At 38.3% G+C, this 17,510-nt stretch carries 11 protein-coding genes; 6 read left to right on the top strand and 5 right to left on the bottom strand.

What is annotated here, in order from left to right; genetic code table 11:
* Positions 1 to 14: 14 nt before the first annotated feature.
* The 3 genes from H6G75_RS10165 to H6G75_RS10155 form a co-directional block, all read right to left on the bottom strand.
* Complete coding sequence (locus H6G75_RS10165) at positions 15 to 2,801, bottom strand: NACHT domain-containing NTPase (RefSeq protein WP_242051499.1); 2,787 nt, start codon at positions 2,799 to 2,801, stop codon at positions 15 to 17.
* An 18-nt stretch (positions 2,802 to 2,819) separates the two neighbouring features.
* The gene (locus H6G75_RS10160; RefSeq protein WP_190979812.1) at positions 2,820 to 3,239 is read right to left on the bottom strand and encodes a hypothetical protein; all 420 of its coding nucleotides are present in this window, start codon (positions 3,237 to 3,239) and stop codon (positions 2,820 to 2,822) included.
* Between the two features lie 184 nt (positions 3,240 to 3,423).
* Entirely contained in the window at positions 3,424 to 4,209 is a 786-nt protein-coding gene (locus tag H6G75_RS10155) for an Rpn family recombination-promoting nuclease/putative transposase (protein WP_190979811.1), read from the bottom strand.
* A gap of 497 nt (positions 4,210 to 4,706) precedes the next feature.
* Between H6G75_RS10155 and H6G75_RS10150 the strand changes: the two genes are divergently transcribed.
* Both H6G75_RS10150 and H6G75_RS10145 read left to right on the top strand, forming a co-directional pair.
* A complete protein-coding gene (locus tag H6G75_RS10150; protein WP_190979810.1) occupies positions 4,707 to 4,985 on the top strand; it encodes a hypothetical protein in 279 nt (92 codons plus the stop codon).
* A gap of 13 nt (positions 4,986 to 4,998) precedes the next feature.
* Positions 4,999 to 5,544: a VOC family protein gene (locus H6G75_RS10145; protein ID WP_242051498.1), complete on the top strand. Its 546-nt coding sequence runs from the start codon at positions 4,999 to 5,001 to the stop codon at positions 5,542 to 5,544.
* Positions 5,545 to 5,626: 82 nt separating this feature from the next.
* On the opposite strand, the gene H6G75_RS10140 is transcribed toward H6G75_RS10145, so the two are convergent.
* Positions 5,627 to 7,420 (bottom strand): ATP-binding protein, encoded by a 1,794-nt coding sequence (locus tag H6G75_RS10140; RefSeq protein WP_313934824.1) that lies wholly within the window; start codon positions 7,418 to 7,420, stop codon positions 5,627 to 5,629.
* A 980-nt stretch (positions 7,421 to 8,400) separates the two neighbouring features.
* Here H6G75_RS10140 and H6G75_RS10135 point away from each other — a divergent pair.
* The 3 genes from H6G75_RS10135 (at position 8,401) to H6G75_RS10125 (ending at position 15,688) form a co-directional block, all read left to right on the top strand.
* Positions 8,401 to 10,956: a proteasome protein gene (locus tag H6G75_RS10135; protein WP_190979809.1), complete on the top strand. Its 2,556-nt coding sequence runs from the start codon at positions 8,401 to 8,403 to the stop codon at positions 10,954 to 10,956.
* Positions 10,957 to 11,123: 167 nt separating this feature from the next.
* Positions 11,124 to 14,507 (top strand): virulence factor SrfB, encoded by a 3,384-nt coding sequence (locus H6G75_RS10130; protein WP_190979808.1) that lies wholly within the window; start codon positions 11,124 to 11,126, stop codon positions 14,505 to 14,507.
* Positions 14,508 to 14,590: 83 nt separating this feature from the next.
* Positions 14,591 to 15,688, top strand: a complete 1,098-nt coding sequence (locus tag H6G75_RS10125; protein ID WP_190979807.1) for a hypothetical protein — start codon at positions 14,591 to 14,593, stop codon at positions 15,686 to 15,688.
* 130 nt (positions 15,689 to 15,818) lie between these two features.
* Here the strand turns inward: H6G75_RS10125 and H6G75_RS10120 are convergent, their stop codons facing one another.
* Positions 15,819 to 16,538: a cytochrome b/b6 domain-containing protein gene (locus tag H6G75_RS10120; RefSeq protein WP_190979806.1), complete on the bottom strand. Its 720-nt coding sequence runs from the start codon at positions 16,536 to 16,538 to the stop codon at positions 15,819 to 15,821.
* Positions 16,539 to 16,601: 63 nt separating this feature from the next.
* On the opposite strand from H6G75_RS10120, the gene H6G75_RS10115 reads away from it, so the two are divergent.
* A complete protein-coding gene (locus H6G75_RS10115) occupies positions 16,602 to 17,423 on the top strand; it encodes a DNA adenine methylase (RefSeq protein ID WP_190979805.1) in 822 nt (273 codons plus the stop codon).
* The last annotated feature ends 87 nt before the right edge of the window (positions 17,424 to 17,510 follow it).

Genomic DNA, 17,510 nt, shown 5'->3' with positions numbered 1-17,510 from the left:
GGTTGGAAAATAGCTTAAATGATTCTGGTGAAGAGGATTTGCTTTAAGCTTCGCATTGTACGAATAGCAAAATTGTGCGGATGCCAAGCTTGATAGAAATCGGGGTAAGGCATATTCTGGGCGCATTGCCAGGCTAAATCATAGTATTTACCATCCAATTTCCAATAATTACTTAACACTTTGACTACAGTAGAGCGATCCTGATTATTCTGTAGAATTTTTCCTAAGCAATCTGCTGCATACCTACGGGTGTAGTCATTCACAGTTGTGGATTGCAGCAGTTTTACCAAAGCGGCGATCGCTTCCTGATTTCCTATAGCGATTTTCCCTAAACTTGATGCTGCCTGCCAACTGGTTAAGTCATCCACAGTTGTGGATTCCAGCAGTTTTATCAAAGCAGCGATCGCTTCTTTATTTCCTATGCCAATTTTCCCTAAGCTTTCTACTGCTTCCCTATGGGTGGAGTTACTCACAGTGGTGGATTGCAGCAGTTTTACCAAAGCAGTGATCGCTTCTTTATTTCCTATGGTGATTGTCCTTAAGCTATATGCTGCATACCTACGGGTGAAGTCATCTACAGTGGTGGATTCCAGCAGTTTTACCAAGGTGGCGATCGCTGTTTCATTACCTGGGTCGATTTTCACTAACCCATCTGCTATCTGCCAACGGATGTAGTCATCCTCTAAATTTTTAGACTGTAGGCGTTGTACTAGCAGGTCAATCTCTTCATCAATTGCTTGTCGATTGTTAGCGTCGAATTGCTCTAAAGTAGATGCCACTTTCTGCCTAGCAGTGTTGTCAAACTCTTTTTTCAACTGCCCCAGTTGCATCAAATCTGATATGACTTGTTCATTACCAATACCAAACGCTTCTTTGGATAGCAGAAATGGCGCTAACGCGTTAATGGCTTGTTCATTCTTAGGGTCGATTTGCCATAAGCTTTCTGCCGCCGCATAGTTACGACGGGATTTGTTAGGCAAATTTTTTAATTGCAGCTGTTTCTCCAAAGCTTTGATCGCTTTTATTCTTTCTGTTTGTAGCAGTGCTGCTCTAGCTTCGTTTGAAATTGGACGCAGAAATTCCACCCAATTCTGCTTTTCTGTGGAATAACCAAAGCCCCATTTGAGAATCTGCGCGACTATTTCATCGGCTCTAGAATATTCTCTAAACTCTGCAATGCCTACAGCAGCTAAAAAGTAAGCGCGATATTCATAAAAACCTTTGTCTACATTTTTACTATTCCACTTACCGCATCCATCTTTAAAGTTGACTAAAGCATTAATAAACTTTTGTTTTTGCTGTTTTATGTTTTCTTCTTCTCGCCCTAACCACAGTAAAATAACCTCTCGCCACTGTGATTCAAAAATGCGGTAATGCTTATCTTCTCCTCTTTCGTCTTTCTCTTTTACGGGTCTATCTGTGTGTTTGCGAGGTAGAAATAAATCCCAATCATCTACTGCTAAAGCCGCAAAATATTCTTGAAAGTTAGGATGAAAAAAAGTATAAACTTCTTCATCGTCTTCATCTGTTCTTTCTACTAAAATTAGCCAGAAACTACCACAAGCAAGTTGAAATAGTTTCTCAGTCATTTGCTGACGTGCTAACTTTTTTGTTAAGCGAAATCCAGCTTTAGTATCAATCCCTGCAAAAGCTAATTTACTTAAAGCAAGGTGTAATTTATCTTTTAAATCATCAGAGTCATACAAATCAGGAAATAACTCTGATTTCCATTCATATAAATAGCGGATAAATGTCTTATAAAGCGCGGCTTTTGTTTTTGGTAATTCTCCCTGCTTAACATCAAATGTCTGACACAAGAGCGATAAACATAGAGGATTTCTCACTAATTGACGAATGTTATCATGTTTCGTTTCTTTTAATTTTGCCTGTAGTGTCTTCCCTTTTACTAAATCACCAGCACGCTCAAACCACTTTTGAATAAATTCATCAATTTGTTCTAGTTTAAACTTTTGGGTTTTATAAGTATCAAATCCTATAAGTGGATTACTAACCTTGGCATCCCAAACATTTAACCGACAAGTTAAAACCACCCGCGCCTGTCTCAGAGATGCTATCAGTTCTCGATTAATTTTGGCTAATGCTTGCACAGGTGAATTTTCACCCATTTCATCTACACCATCTAAAAGTAGCCAAACTCTTCCTGTACTAAAACACTCAATTAATTGATGTTCAATTTTTTGTGTGACTGCAACATGAGGTTTGGCTAATCTCATTGCTTCAGTCAGCCATTGCTTGAGTAAATATTCCTCAATGGTTTTTCCCTGTAAATTGCCTAGAGAAATACAGATTGGTAAATCTTGAGTGCTGTCATTAATAAAAGAAGCAATGGTACTCAATAAAGTAGTTTTCCCTGCTCCCGGTTCACCAATGATAGCAATATGTTTATTTTTTTCGGCTGGCTGTTGTGCAATTACTTCGCGGAGAAATGCGCCATGTTCATAAGTTGTGACAATGACTTCTTCGGTTAATTCATAGACTTTTTCTCTGTCTTGCTGTTCATCTTGTTGTCGGCGTTGCTGCTGTTTGCGTTCCACCAACCCCAAGGGAACATAAACGTTAATTTCAAAACCTTGTTCTGTCGCTTTGCGTCTGAGTTCTGTTGCTTTTTCCTGCTGACTTTTCAACATGGCGGTGCAAACTTCACACCAGTCTGCCAATGTAAAACCAATAACTTCAGAACTATCTGAAGCATTAACTATCAGTTTATCTATGTTAACTGTACCGCCATAAGCAGCATAAGCCCCAATTTTGTCTGCTAACTTGCCAGAATCTTCAGGCATACATGAGCCATGCCCTTGTCAAAAATTCATGTTTTCGATTTTACCAGTACCACCAATGACAACTTGCCCGATTTTGTCTGCTAACTTACCAAATTTGTTGACGATTGATGGGTGTGACCTGATTTCATCTGCTAACTTTTTAATTTCCTTAGCAGTCTCAGACTGACTATCATTAACTGCTGCTTCCACTTCCACAACAGCTTGAGCAATTTCTGGGTCTGTGTCTGCTGCGGCTTTTATTTCCAGCACTGCTTGACCATAGTCTAAAGGCTGCGGTTCATTACTGGTCAGAGATGGGACTTTGTTCTTTTGGCGCAGTAATTCTATCAACTTACCAGGAACTGTCCATAAAACATCACCAATGTTGTTGCCAATTTTCCCCCCTGCTTTAGTCAGAAGCAGAGTAGCTAAAGCAATAAAAAAGCTCTCAGGTGTCATAAATCCACTATAAATAGGCTAAATAACGTCAAAGTTTGTCTGTATATATTCTAGTGGTGATATTACTTATACGCCAAATGTAATGACGATCGCTCTTGGGGGCGGGTTAGTCAATTGTACATAACGAATCTTGAGCAATTCGGGTAAGATGAAGTGTGATCGCCATAACTCATCACAGGTAATCTTACCTGTATTTCTCCACAGATTCCACTGCAACATTAAATTGTTGAGCAATCTGTTCGACACTCATCCCTGTTTTTAGTAACAGTGGGACAGCAACTTTTAACAATTCAGCTTCCCGTTCTTCTCGACCTTCTTCTTTGGCTTCCTGATATACTCTTGTTTGTTCTAAAGTCAGTCCTAGCATAGCTTCTACTTCCTCTCGACTCAAAGACGAAAACTTGTACACAGCAATTGTCGTAATAATTTCGATGATTTCGGTTTTTGGCAGTGTGCCTGTTTCTTCTAATTTTACTCGTTGAATTAGTTGCTTGGCTTGCTCTGCCATTGTTTCAGAGGATGCGGTTGTCAACTGCATTAAGTTGATGCCTATTGGCAGAGTATCAGAAGTACCTAACTCATCCAAATAAATGCGCTGAACTTGATCGCTGTTTAAAAATATGCGATGAGTTCTTTTATCGCTTGGTTCTAAAGAGCGTGATGGAAATATTACCACGCAATACCAATCATTGTATTGAGATTGATTTCGGTTCAAATACATCATTGATTCAGTAAAAAACCGATGATAAAGACTTTCGTCTCTCTGAAATTGCACTTCAGCAAAAAAGATAACTCTAGATGTTGTGTCTTCTGGTGGTAAGAAAACACCATCAATCCGAAAAGCGGTTTCTTTTACTTCGACTGATTCAAATCGATAGTCTTGCACCTGTGCAGGACGTTTATCAATGAGTTCAAATATTAACGCTGGAAACCGCTTGAAAATTTGGTAATAAATAGAGTCACGTTTCACTGAAATATTTAAATATACGAATTATTTCGATGCTAATTCTAGCATTATTTATATCCGAATGAAAGCGACAAGGGAGACAAGGAAGATGGTGTTTATTAATTATTAAGGTTTTTTATATATATTCAACAACAAAATCATCACTTTTTGCGACAACAGCACTCAGTTGTTTATTGATTAATTCTCTTTTTTTATATTATGAAATCTGTACGTGGTCAATAATTATTGTATTAGAAAATGCTATTAACTACCTGGAGATTCAACCTTATTTTTTTCTACAAAAATGGGGGTGGTTTTTCATAATTTTTTTTGCATTAGTGTTTGACAAGTATAAAATTATACATTAATATAAAATCATGATAAAGGCGATCGCCCAATTCAATCAAGAATAAAGCGATCGCCCTTATCTAAACCCAAAACTGAAATAAAAGCGATCGCGTAATTCCGGCAAGAAGGCGGCGATCGCTTTTATAAAAACCCAAACCTGGAGTTTCAACCCCATGATTGCATATTTACTACAATTTGCCCAATCCAAATTAGCGCAGTTCTTAGGCGCAAATGCCAATTCTCCCAGCCGCAAGCAATTCGCACCACAGCCATTTCCCCAGAGAGAACCAATCAAACATTTGCTCATCGGTTCTCCCAAAGCTGTCACCAGTACAATTCACCACTTGCATCTGCTGGGCTACGCTAATGTTGCAGATTGGAGTCCACTACTTCCAACAGACAATCCAGATGAGGTGATGTGTATTTTAACTCGGCAAATTTTGATGCAATGAGTAGTGCTGAGTAATGAGTAATGAAAAAGACGTTGCACTGCAACGTCTTTTTCATAGTGTGTGTGTACTTGAAACTCGGAATATCATAAATCTAAAAGATATTTTTGATGTGTATAGGGAAAAACTCATGGCAGATATTGGCTTAACTCATGTTGCGCTGGGAGTAACCGACATCAATAAAAGCATTGCTTTTTATCAAAAGTATGCTGGTATGAAAGTGGTGCATCGCCGCACTGATGAAACTAACAATTGTGAAGTGGCTTGGATTAGTGATTTAACTCGGCCATTTGTGATTGTGCTGCTGCAATTAGATAAATCACAATGTCAACCTTCACCGGGGTTTCATATTGGCGTAGCCTGTAAAAGCCGTGAAGAAGTAGATTATCTGTGTCAGCAAGCAAAATCAGAAGGTGTATTGCAAGCAGGGCCAGATGATTACGGTGCGCCTGTGGGTTACTGGGCTTTTATCCGTGACCCTGATGGTTATCAACTTGAGATTGCCTATGGTCAAGAAGTTAATGTAACAATTGTCCAAGCACAACAACAAGGTAAAGGATGAGCGATCGCTTTTATGGAAAGCTTGTACCAAATTTACAGTAAATTAGTCTGGAATTCTGACTTCCGACTGCTGAGTTCTGAATTTAAGCTTCTTCTACTAGTTGTGTGGGTATGCTAATGACAAACTCAGTTCCTCCGCCTGGTGTAGAAATGCAATATAATTCTCCACGGTGTTTTTTAACGATAATTTGATAGCTAATAGATAACCCCATACCTGTACCTTTGCCTACAGGTTTAGTGGTAAAGAAGGGGTCAAAGATGCGATCGCGGATTTTTTCATTGATTCCAGAACCATTATCAGTAATACTAATTTTGATGCGATCGTTTGCTTGTACTTGGGTACGAATCTGAATTTGAGGGTGAGCTATAGCAACTTCTTCTAAAGCATCAATGGCATTGGTTAATAGGCTCATAAATACCTGATTAATCTGCCCAGGATGACACATCACCTGTGGCAAATCACCATACTCTTTAATCACCTCAATTTCTGAAGATTCTGGTTGAGATTTCAGGCGATTTTGCAACAGTAACAAGGCATTATCAATACCTTCGTGAATATTCACAAATTTCATGCCTTCTTCGTCAACTCGTGAGAAATTGCGTAAAGATAAAACAATCTGGCGGATACGCTCGGCCCCAGTATTCATTGAGTCGAGAACTTTCGGCAAATCATGGCGAATAAAATCTAAATCAACGGCATAAATTTCTTGGTAAATTTCTGGTGATGAAGGAGAACAGTATTGTTGATATATTTCAATTAAATGTAATAAATCCTGTACATAATCATTGGCATATTTCACATTGCCATAAATGAAATTCACCGGATTATTGATTTCGTGGGCAATTCCCGCGACCAACTGTCCCAAACTCGACATTTTTTCTGATTGAATGAGTTGAGACTGGGTTTGTTGTAGTTGTCGCAGTGTCTCTTCTAACTGCTGAGTTTTGGTGCGAAACTTGGCTTCTGATTTTCTTAAAGCTTTTTCTATCCGCTGTCTGCGGATTTCTTCCCGTTTGCGGACTGTAATATCGTGGCAAATACCAACAAAGTAGATAATACTACCACTGGCATCTTTGATGGCTGATAAGTAGCAACTGTGCCATCGCCAAGTACCATTTTTATGTTTAATACGATACTCAATTGTGTCTTGCGGTTCACCTGTAATTAAAGCTTTGGTGAAATAATCTGTACAAGTTGATAAATCTTCGGGATGTAAAAAAGAGGCAAAAGGCTGACCTTCAACTTCGGAAACTTCATGCCCTAAAATTTCCCTCCAGTTCGGAGACACATAAGAATAGAAACCATCGGGAGTGAGGGCAGAAATAATATTGTTGGCATTTTCCACAATAGTCCGAAAATGATCTTCACACTCGATAAAAGCTTCTTGGACTATGTGAGTAATATCGCGCAGCAACACAATAATTTCGTTTGCTTCTAATGGTAATAATTGAGCTTCACAATGGGCTTTATTATCGCCGACATTCAAACTATATGCAAAACTAACTACAGATTGAGTTTGCCGGACTTGATTAATTGCTTGATGAAAGCGAATAGCAATAGATGTGGGAAAACACTCTAGTAATTGCTTACCTGGAACTAGATGTGCTTGGTTAATGAAATTATAAGTTTTATTTAATTGATATTCTAAGATAATGCCTTGGGGATCAATACGAAAGTAGATATCTGCAAGCATTTGCAAAATTACCTGCATTTGGGAAGCTGGCTGACTGACGATTTCCGCTTCTGGCTCATGATTAGCGGCTGCTAGTGCTATATTAATTAACTTGCGATCGCTCGTCTTGTTTTTACTGCGCTTCGGTACTACTTTCGCACTTTCATCTTTATTATTTAACTTCTGCACCCTTTCAGAGAACACTTTTACCTGCCTAGTTATGCGGGGACTTATATTATAGAAAACTAGTAAAAGACTATATCAAATTACTGGGAAAATTTTGATTTTAAAATTTCCCAGACTGCACTTAAAACATCAACTCTAGCCAATATTTATTTTATTAAAAATCACCTCAGTAAAACATCTATCTTGAGAATGGTCATCAAGTTTATTAAATAAGATTTTGAGTAAATAAAATCTATCATGATTTTTGAGCAGTAAAATCAATTATGCTTAAACTTTTAAGTATTAATATTGAAATTTGTATGAAAAGAAGTCAGGAGTCGAAAAAACTGATACCTGATGATAGAGATTTACAGAAAGTAAAGTTTTTTGGTGTTGATAATTATAATGGGATACTTTTAACTACCTCAATATACAAGTTTTTTATAATACATAGTTTATTCTGGGTATTCAACTTAAAATTGCCTACAATAAAACTGCTATGAATTTAGTCTATATCTTAATCTGACTCAGTAGATTTCATTTTTAAACATAATATTATTGGCTGACTTGTTTGATAAATTTTATACAAATAATTCAATATTCCTCAGTAGTTGTTAATCACACCTTTATTTTTGCCGTAATTATGTGAACCATTTTTACAATACAAAAATTATCAAGAAGTGATGGTGCAGAAGTGCAAACTTGTGCATCCAGACTTATATATGTGAGAATCCAGGTCACAAAGTTAAATTTTAGTTAAAAATTACTGGAATTGAGTTTTTACATAGAATAAATATCTATTTGCTTGAGAACTGTGATACATAAATGCTACCCAATTCCCAATCAATAGATAGAATAGTTCACTATTGCATCTGCGACATTTAGTATCTCATCTGAGTGCCTCCATAGTTTGACCTCAATCAGATATAACTCCCTAAAATCAGAGACAACATAACATCTGCTAGCAAGTTTTATGTTATAAAACTCACATAAATTTTATTTTTAACGGTAATTATTCTATGGAACTAGAAAGACTCGCATATTTTAAAGAATACGGTGAATTTATACTGCAAAAAATTAACTCTGTACCGCAGTATCCTTCTCAACAAGAAGACTGGGTTCCCGCCAGTTTGGATGAATGTCTGGCGCGTCTCAGAGAAACTGCGGAAAAAACTATAGAACTTGCCACTTCACCAGTCAAAATTGGCGTGATGGGAGAATTTAGTAGTGGTAAAACCTTACTTTTGGGTAGTTTAATTGGCTATGCCGATGCTTTACCAGTCAACGAAAACCCAACTACGGGGAATGTTACAGCCATTCACCTCGTCGCCCAAGATGAATTTGCCACCACCCAAGTCGGGAATTTTACGGTAGAGTATCTTTCTCACGAAGGGGTGAAAGAGTGCTTGCGGTTTATGTTAGCAGAAGCGAGTCGCCGTTCCGCCGCTGCCGGACTTGTACCTGTACAACTGGCGCAGTTAAACTCTGGTAAAGAAATTCTGGCTTGGTGTGAACAAGCGTGGAACCAAAGTAATAATTTAGAGTTGCGCTATTTGCTGCGGGAGTTGGTGTTATTTGTGCGTGCTTACGCTTCCTATGGTGAGGCGATGTGTGGTGGACGCTATCAAATTGATCATGCCACAGCCCAAGAAGGTTTACAGCTGCCAGAACAGCCAATGGCTATCCAAACTTTCCGGTTTACAGACTTACCGCCAGCACATATCCGCTTACCCAGTCCACCGCAGAAATTAGCATCAAAGTTATTACAAAATAGCTTCCCCTTAATTCGCCGCGTTGATATTGAAGTGAAAATTTCGCGGGAAATTTGGGATGTTACTGATGCTTCCGAATTTATTTTGTTAGATTTTCCGGGTTTGGGTGCGGCGAACTCCGGCGCGAGAGACACATTTTTATCGCTGCGAGAGTTGGCGGAAGTCCAGACAATTTTAATCTTGCTCAATGGTAAATCGCCGGGGAGCGATCGCGCTCACAAAATTTTCACCATGATGCAGCAACAGCGTCCAGGACAAGACCTGAAAGATTTGATTTTAGTTGGTGTTGGTCGTTTTGACCAGTTACCTCTAGAAAGTGAAGGCGGTGAAAGAGAACTCGACCAATTCATTGCTGAGAACATCGCCAACACACCTTTATCTGAAGATGCTGTTCTCAAAAAACTCCGAGTTCTGCAAACAACCATTGATGGCGCGAGTGCATTCACCACTCAAAAAGACCGTATTGTGTTGTTATCACCCTTATTGGGACTAGCAGAATTAGCAAAACGTTCCAGTAGTGTCAAAGCTGGTTCGCCAGAATTTTTATCTAACTTAGATTATCCTAATTACCTGGAAACCTCGAAACGCTTGCAGCAAAAATGGACTCGCCTCAGCGAAAGACTATTAGACTCAGATGCACGTAGTCAATTGGGTAGACAATTAGGTTACTTTGCTCAAGATGGTGGTATTGCCAAACTGCGCGAGTTAATTCAAAATCACGTCGCCATGCACGGACTTAAGCAACTGTATGAAGACACCCGTCGCGCGGCTGAAAGTCTCCGTCAACAACAAGAAAACCTGAAAAATCTCATCGCGGAAATTCACGAACAAGGCATACCAACACTCGATAGTCCCACATTAATTGATTTGCGAAATGCTATCGATAGTTTAGATAAAACCTACCGCAACTTTCAAAAAGAATTAGGCAAAGAACCACTCAAAGACCGTCGCGGAACTGTCGTGAGTGAAGTAGTGAAAGACGAACTCACCTTTAAAATTGTCAACTGGAACCAGTGGACTTTGTTATTTAACAAAGCCAACAACGGCGCTATTACTATCGCCGAAACCAAAGGTGCAGCCGGCAAGTTATTTGAAAGAGGAAACAGAACTAATAATACTTTGCCAACTAAGAGCGATGATTTCTATCCCACCTTTGAAAAAACTGTGCAAGAAGTCGAGATATTTGCCCGCGATCGCATTCGGCAAGCAGTGGTAGATTTATTAAATAAACTATCCAATCAAGTAGCCGAAGCACGGGACTATCTTAAATCTCTTCTCTCACCCGCAATGGAACAAGAAATCGAAATTGGTTTTGGTGGAGAAGAAGCCGACTTATTTTATAAATTACTGTTAGGTTCCGACCCCAACCAATGGAAAGAAGCTATCCTTGCAGAACTGAATAGTAAAGACAAAGAAATTGCCCCCGAATTGATATTTCCCCTCGCGCGCCAAGACGAAAAACACAACATCGGTCAAATATTTGATTGGTCTCCCGAACGAAATCAAAATTCACCCAGAGCCAGCCATCATCAAATGTTAGTATTACGTTTGCGTGATGAAATTACAGCTAGTGCCAGCTTACATTTAGTACAGTATGTCAGTGAAGTCAACCAACAAGTCAACTCAGAAATCGAAGGCATTTTAGACCAAATTATTCCCACACTGCAAAATATTTCCAAAAAAGAAGCATTGCTGAGATACCTTGCTGCTGGCGACTCACCACCAAAACTGGCTATTCCCACTTGGTTAAATATTCTCGCAGAAATCGCCACCACTTCTGAGTTAGATATCCCTGGTTACTAGGTAATTTATTGCCTAGCTAATATCTTCCTCTCTTTCTTTTCTTCCTTTGTGTCCTTTGCGCTCTTTGCGGTTCGTTTAAAAAATGTAGGTAGTTTAATGGTGAGATAGTAAATTTATTTATTCGATAAATTATACCTTTGCGCGAAATAAAAGAAAGGAACTAAAAAATGCCAGTAGAAATTCGCCTCCCTCCACGCTTTCAAGTCCAAGTCAACGACAACGAATATTTAGAACTTCCCACCATTCAACTAGTTGCCATTGGTAATAATGTACCCCATATTGCACGCATCAATTTCTCCGTTAAAGGTACACCCAGCGAATTAATCACCCAAATTCAAAAAGCATATAAACCCTTTGATGCAGTCACTCCAAAAATTTCCCAAATCGGACAACTAGAACAATATCCTTGTAAATTAGAAAAACCTTTAACAGAACCTATCAACTGTACCTTACAAGTAATTGTTGAATATTTTGATTCCGACTTTTCAGGGGAACCAGTATTATCTGAACCGCGACAAGTTCAGGCTGTTTGTTATTTATGGACACCATCTACTGCTGAAGCGCAAATTATGAATTCTGAGTCACTACCAAACCCACCGGAAGAACCTGTTAACTATCAACCAGTCAAAAGATTCCCGGGATGGTTTGCGTTAGATTTTGGTACGTCGAATTCTACCGTGACTTTGTTCGACCCGATAGAAATTCCCATTGCCGAAATTTTACCACGGGAGCAGGAATTAAGATTGCGCGATCGCCTGTTGCAATGGCTCAATTCTCCCGCGTCCGAAGCACTACCAGATATCAGCGAAACTGAGTGGCAAAAATTTATTATTGATATTAGTAAAAACTTAGAAATCGAACCTAGTCGTTTAGGCGAAATCTTTGAAAGTGATAACAGAGAAAAATTTTTAGAAGCAATTCGCCAAATCGAATTATCTTTAGGTAATAGCGAAAAATTTCAACGCGCTGCTAGTAAAAAATTATATCAAATATATCACGAAGTTTTTCGTGTCCCCACCTTAGAATCGCAAAATTTAATTCCCGTAGTTCTAGATATCGACCGCCGCGATAGCGAAATTCCCAGCGAGTTAGAAATCTCCAACTTAGAAGTATTAAAACTGAAAATGGGGCGAGAGGCAAGAGATAATCGAAAAAAAGCGATCGCCCAAGGAACTAGCAGTTCTTTAAAAGAAATTATCAGTCGGTTTCATCATTCACCAAAGCGATATTTTGGTCAAAACAAAACATTCCCCGTAATGTTAAATGATACCGAAATTAATATTAATGTTAACCAATTAATTCAAGCAGCTTGGGCGCATTTAATTGATTTAACCGAAGATTATCGCCAACGCGCTAGACGCAGATTTTCTGAAGGTGAACTGTTAACCGCCGTTGTTACTTATCCTACCGTTGCACCGCCAGTAGTTCGCAAAGAAGTTAAGCAATTAGTAGAACAATTAGGAATAGATGATGTGCAAACAGCTTATGATGAAGCTGTTTCGGTAGCCATATTTTTCCTCTGGCGAGAATTTGGCGGTAACTTAAATATTGGCATTGAATCTTTTAAAACCCGTTGTCGCCGCGATGGCAATAAATGGTCACAAAATGTATTAGTTTTAGATATTGGTGGCGGCACAACAGATTTAGCATTAATTGAATTAACCTTAGAAGATAAAACCCCATTCTTTGCCAATAATGAAGACCGAGGCTTAGGTGGAAGGTATTATAAATTAACGCCTAAACTATTAGGTTCATCGGGACATTTACAATTGGGTGGTGAATTAATTACACTGCGAGTATTTAGGTTATTAAAAGTTGCGATCGCAGATTTTCTTCTCACAGCAGTTACCCGTGGTGATATCGACAGCGAAAAACTCGAAGACTTAATTAGTTCCGAATTAAACGAGCGTTTTCTTGACCAAGGTAAATTCAAAACAGGCAGCTTATTAAAATGCCTAGATAGAGAAAATCCCGAAGGCGATGCAGCTTATAAAGATGCCTTAGATACAGCCGAAAAAGTCCTACCAACCCGTTGGCAACAAGCACCACAACGCCTACAAACTTTCTACACACTGTGGGATTATGCAGAAGCCGCCAAACTCAAACTTGGACAAAAATTACCAACCGATAATTCACTTGTAACCTTTACAATCTCTGAACAACAAATTGCCGAACTTGTCACCCAAAGCGCAATTAAATATCAAATTCACAACCCCGATAATATTTCCGTCACCCTAGATAATCAACAATTTGAACGTGTTGCTACCTCTGCTATTAAAGAAGCCATTGGTATTGCTAAAGGCTTAATGGAAAGCCGCCTACGTTCAGAAGATAATACCATCGATGCTTGGAACACCCACAAAGTTGACTGGTTAATTCTCTCAGGAAAAACTTGCAATCTCGACTTAGTACAACGCCATATTTACCAAGAATTTAGCAAGTCTCCCTACTTCGTTTGGAACCCAGAACGCATCACCTTTGTTTTAGAATTTACTAAACTCGCCACCTCCGCAGGTGCGTGTTACGCCGAAAAATTACGCCGCCTCAGATTTGACCCTGAAGAATCAAAAGCACTCCTACAAAAAGGTGCAAATCAATTAGAAATTGACGTTAAAAATCTATTTTATTACTTACCTTGTAACTTCAAACGCAAAACCCAAAGCAACGAACTTCTACCAATATTTAAAGCCGGACAAGAACTCCATCAAATTGCACCTTGGGAAACAGTCGCCAAAGTACGTACAGCTTGGCAAGGTATACAGTTAACTAATATTATTTACCGCCAAGATTACGAAGACGGTGATTTAAGATTGTGGGGAAGCTTCGACGGTAAACATCTCATGGAAAAATTAGGGATGGAAGAAGCCGAGTTCCTCAAAAAAATCAAAGTGCAATTTGAAATTGACCAGACATTACAATTTAGTGTTTTATTATGTCAAGGAAATCCCCATTATTTAATCGATGTTCCTGGTATTGATGTTGGTTCTGCAATCTTAGCAGCTTCCGAAACCTCATTATTTGCCGACGGTAAACTAAAATGGAACATCGCCGTAGAACGACCAAATAAAGACTTAACTGATGGCGATATCGCAGTCAATGTCATCGAATCAGCAACCGTAGATCAACCAAATGCTTATCATTTAGTCTTTGAAATCGACCAAAACGAACAAAAATCTCTACACGAATTTCATTACCTCCGTGATGGTTCACCCCAACCAGGAAAAGGTTTAATTAGTAATCCCTTACCACCCTTTCCATACACTGGACAACACACATTTTACGTCTATCAAACCGACACCGAAACTAACAGAAAAAAATGGATACGTATCGGTTCACTCAGTAAACCATCCGTCACCACAGACTACCCTTGTCAATATCGCGTCACCCTCGACAACAAAGGTATTTTGCGAATGCACCCCGGCGAAGTTCCCTACTGGACATCCACAAGTCAAGAATGTTTAAAACAAGAAGGTTGTGTTTATCGTGCCGAATTAGAATTACAACCTAACGAAGTCGATAAAGAACGCGATCCCTTCTGTGGAATACATTAACTTACTCCGCCTAACTCCCTATCTAAATGTAAAAACTCTCCGCGTCTCCGCGTCTCTGCGTGAGATAAAAAAAGGTGAAATTCATGCAGCATCTACGTCAACTATTAGAAACAGAAAACTCCGAATTAGCCAGGTTATTACGGTGTAGCCTGTATGGACTAGAAGCTGCATTAAACCAAGCCTATACAGAATTACCCGATGATCCTGGTACTGCAATTTGTGCAGAATTGCTGCAAGAAATCCAAAATTTATTGCAGCCTCCACATCAAGAAGAAACGACTATTATCCAATCTTCAAATGAATTAAAACTAAATCATCTGCGTGATGCTTGGAATGCTGACTCAGAACTCAGTTTATATTTAGGCGATGCACCATTACAAAGCCAAACTGATGCTGATTTATGGCATGAAATTCACCGTAAACTGCTACGAATACCTGATGATTTAGCTGCATTTTGGCAACAACGCGCTTTAGATTTAGCTCAAGAAATTGGTGCAGTAGAAAACGATTCTCACTTCTACCAACTTCCCTTTATCAGAGATGAAATCATTTACCCTGGACTCAAAGGTAGTGTGAATGTTCAGGGTTTATGTTTATCTCAAACAGCACTTTTAAAATCAAAAATTTTCCCAATTAACGAATCAGAAGATTTAAAATTACTTACTGGCTTCTTAAATTTATATCTCAAATTTATAGAAATAGAACCAGATTTACATCACGCCTTAAAAAGTATTTTTAGCTTTGATATTATTCCTTTCAATTCTAAACCAGACCAGCAACAACAATATATAGAAGCCTTAACAGACCGATTTCAGCGCACCCAAAAAGCTGAAGAAAACAATGATATTTTAGCCATTGTACGTGCATGGATTGATATAGATGAAGCTATACATTCTTTAGTATTCATTCCCCCAGTTGAACGTTATTCATGGTGGGGAAAATTACAACAAGAATCACGCCGAACCTTAAAAAAAATTGCAGACAAAGCCAATAAATCAGGACACAATGTCAGAATTCGTCAACTGTCAGGACTTTATGCTGATATATGTGCTTTTTCCAAAGATGATTTACAGCTAAATTGTGGCGGTATTCCTGGAGAAGTTTTAACTTGTTTGCGAGTCTATGCACGCATTAATCAAGAAGAGTTTCCTGGACGAGTAATATTTCGTTCATTACGCTAATAGAATTATTTTAACTAACCACAGAGGCGCAGAGAACACAGAGAGTAGAGAAATAAATACTCTTTGCGACTTTGCGCCTTTGCGTGAGATATAAAAATTTTCTTACTCACAACCTATTAATTAAATCTGACTATTCTGAGAAAAACACAGGTAGGAGAAATGCAACAACAACTCCAATCAATACAAACGCCTCAATAATTCTCAAACTTAAATTATTATCTAATAATTGATTAAATCTTTCACCAAAGTTAGTTTGCAAGCTACTCCACCAAGTACGGTAACGAGTCACCCATTGATTTGGACTATCTTCTGGGCGAACTTGCAAAGAAAATATAGACAATAATAATGGCACACCACCCACTTTAATAGACATTAAAAGATGAATAGCTAAACAGCCGACTATCACACACCAAGCGATAAGATGTAGGGTATACCAAATATGATGAATTTCTCCAGCAGGAAGCCATTCTTCTTTCATCATCCTGCCAGAAATTACAGAAAAAACTGAAGCAATTAGCATGAGAGTGTTAGCTAGTCTTTGCAAACTCACCCACCAAATTGGTTTACCAACTTGGCTGAATTGTTCCCATGAATTAGCTTGGATAAGTCGTCTATTCCCAGCGTGAAAGCTGTAAAGTGCAAATGCTGGTAGTACAATCAAGAAAAATAAGGCAAAAGTGCCATGAATCCCTTGAATATCGCCAAGTTGCGGAAATGGAATTTTCCCAAATCTGCCATCATAGGTATTGTAAACTAGAAATCCAGTGATGATGGCAGCGATCGCTAAAATTCCACTCACGCCATGCAGTAGTCGCAATAACAACGGTTGATAGGGAACAGAACGAGACATAAAAATATTTATTCTGTACAACAAATATAAAGATATTTTAAGATAAAGCGCGATTTTTTACTTATGCTTAAAAGTCCTCTCCGCTATCCTGGAGGTAAATCTAAAGCGATAAAACAAATTATTGAATACTTACCGGATAATTTTTTAGAATTTCGAGAACCTTTTGTTGGCGGCGGTTCTGTATTTATTTATTTAAAGCAAAAATATCCTCATTTAAAAATTTGGATTAATGATTTAAATCCAGAACTATTCTTATTTTGGAAACTTGCACAATCTGATATATCTGTATTGGTTAAAGAAATATACAAAATAAAAAATACATATCCAGATGGTAAGTTATTATTTATAGAATTAACTACTATAGACGTAAACACCCTATCCGATTTAGAAAGAGCAATACGTTTCTTTATCCTTAACAGAATTACTTTTTCAGGAACTATAGAATCCGGTGGTTTTTCTCAAGAAGCCTTTGAGAAAAGATTCACACATTCATCAATAGAACGCTTAGAAAAACTAGAGTCTATTTTAACAGCAGATATCAAAATAACCAACTTAGATTATAGTTACCTGTTAAATGAAAAAGGTGAAAAGGTATTTTTATTTTTAGATCCACCATACTTTAGTGCTACAAAATCTAAACTATATGGAAAAGCTGGAGCCTTACACACCTCTTTTGAACATCAGAGATTTGCTGAAAGCTTAAAACAATGTCACCATCTTTGGCTGATTACTTACGATAATTCTCCGCAAATTCGAGATAATTTTCAATGGGCGAATATTTATGAGTGGGAATTGCAATATGGCATGAATAATTACAAACAAAATGGTGCTGCGAAAGGGAAAGAATTATTCATTACTAACTATCAAATAGAGAAATTTCTATGAATAACTAACTTTGATAGCTGCTCATTTTCCGGTACGATAGCTGCCATACCCGCTTTTTAGAGATGTCTGAAAACTTTTTGATGTTGT

This window comes from Nostoc sp. FACHB-280 (assembly GCF_014697615.1).
GTDB lineage: Bacteria > Cyanobacteriota > Cyanobacteriia > Cyanobacteriales > Nostocaceae > Nostoc_B.
This window is presented reverse-complemented; position numbering and strand designations above follow the sequence as displayed.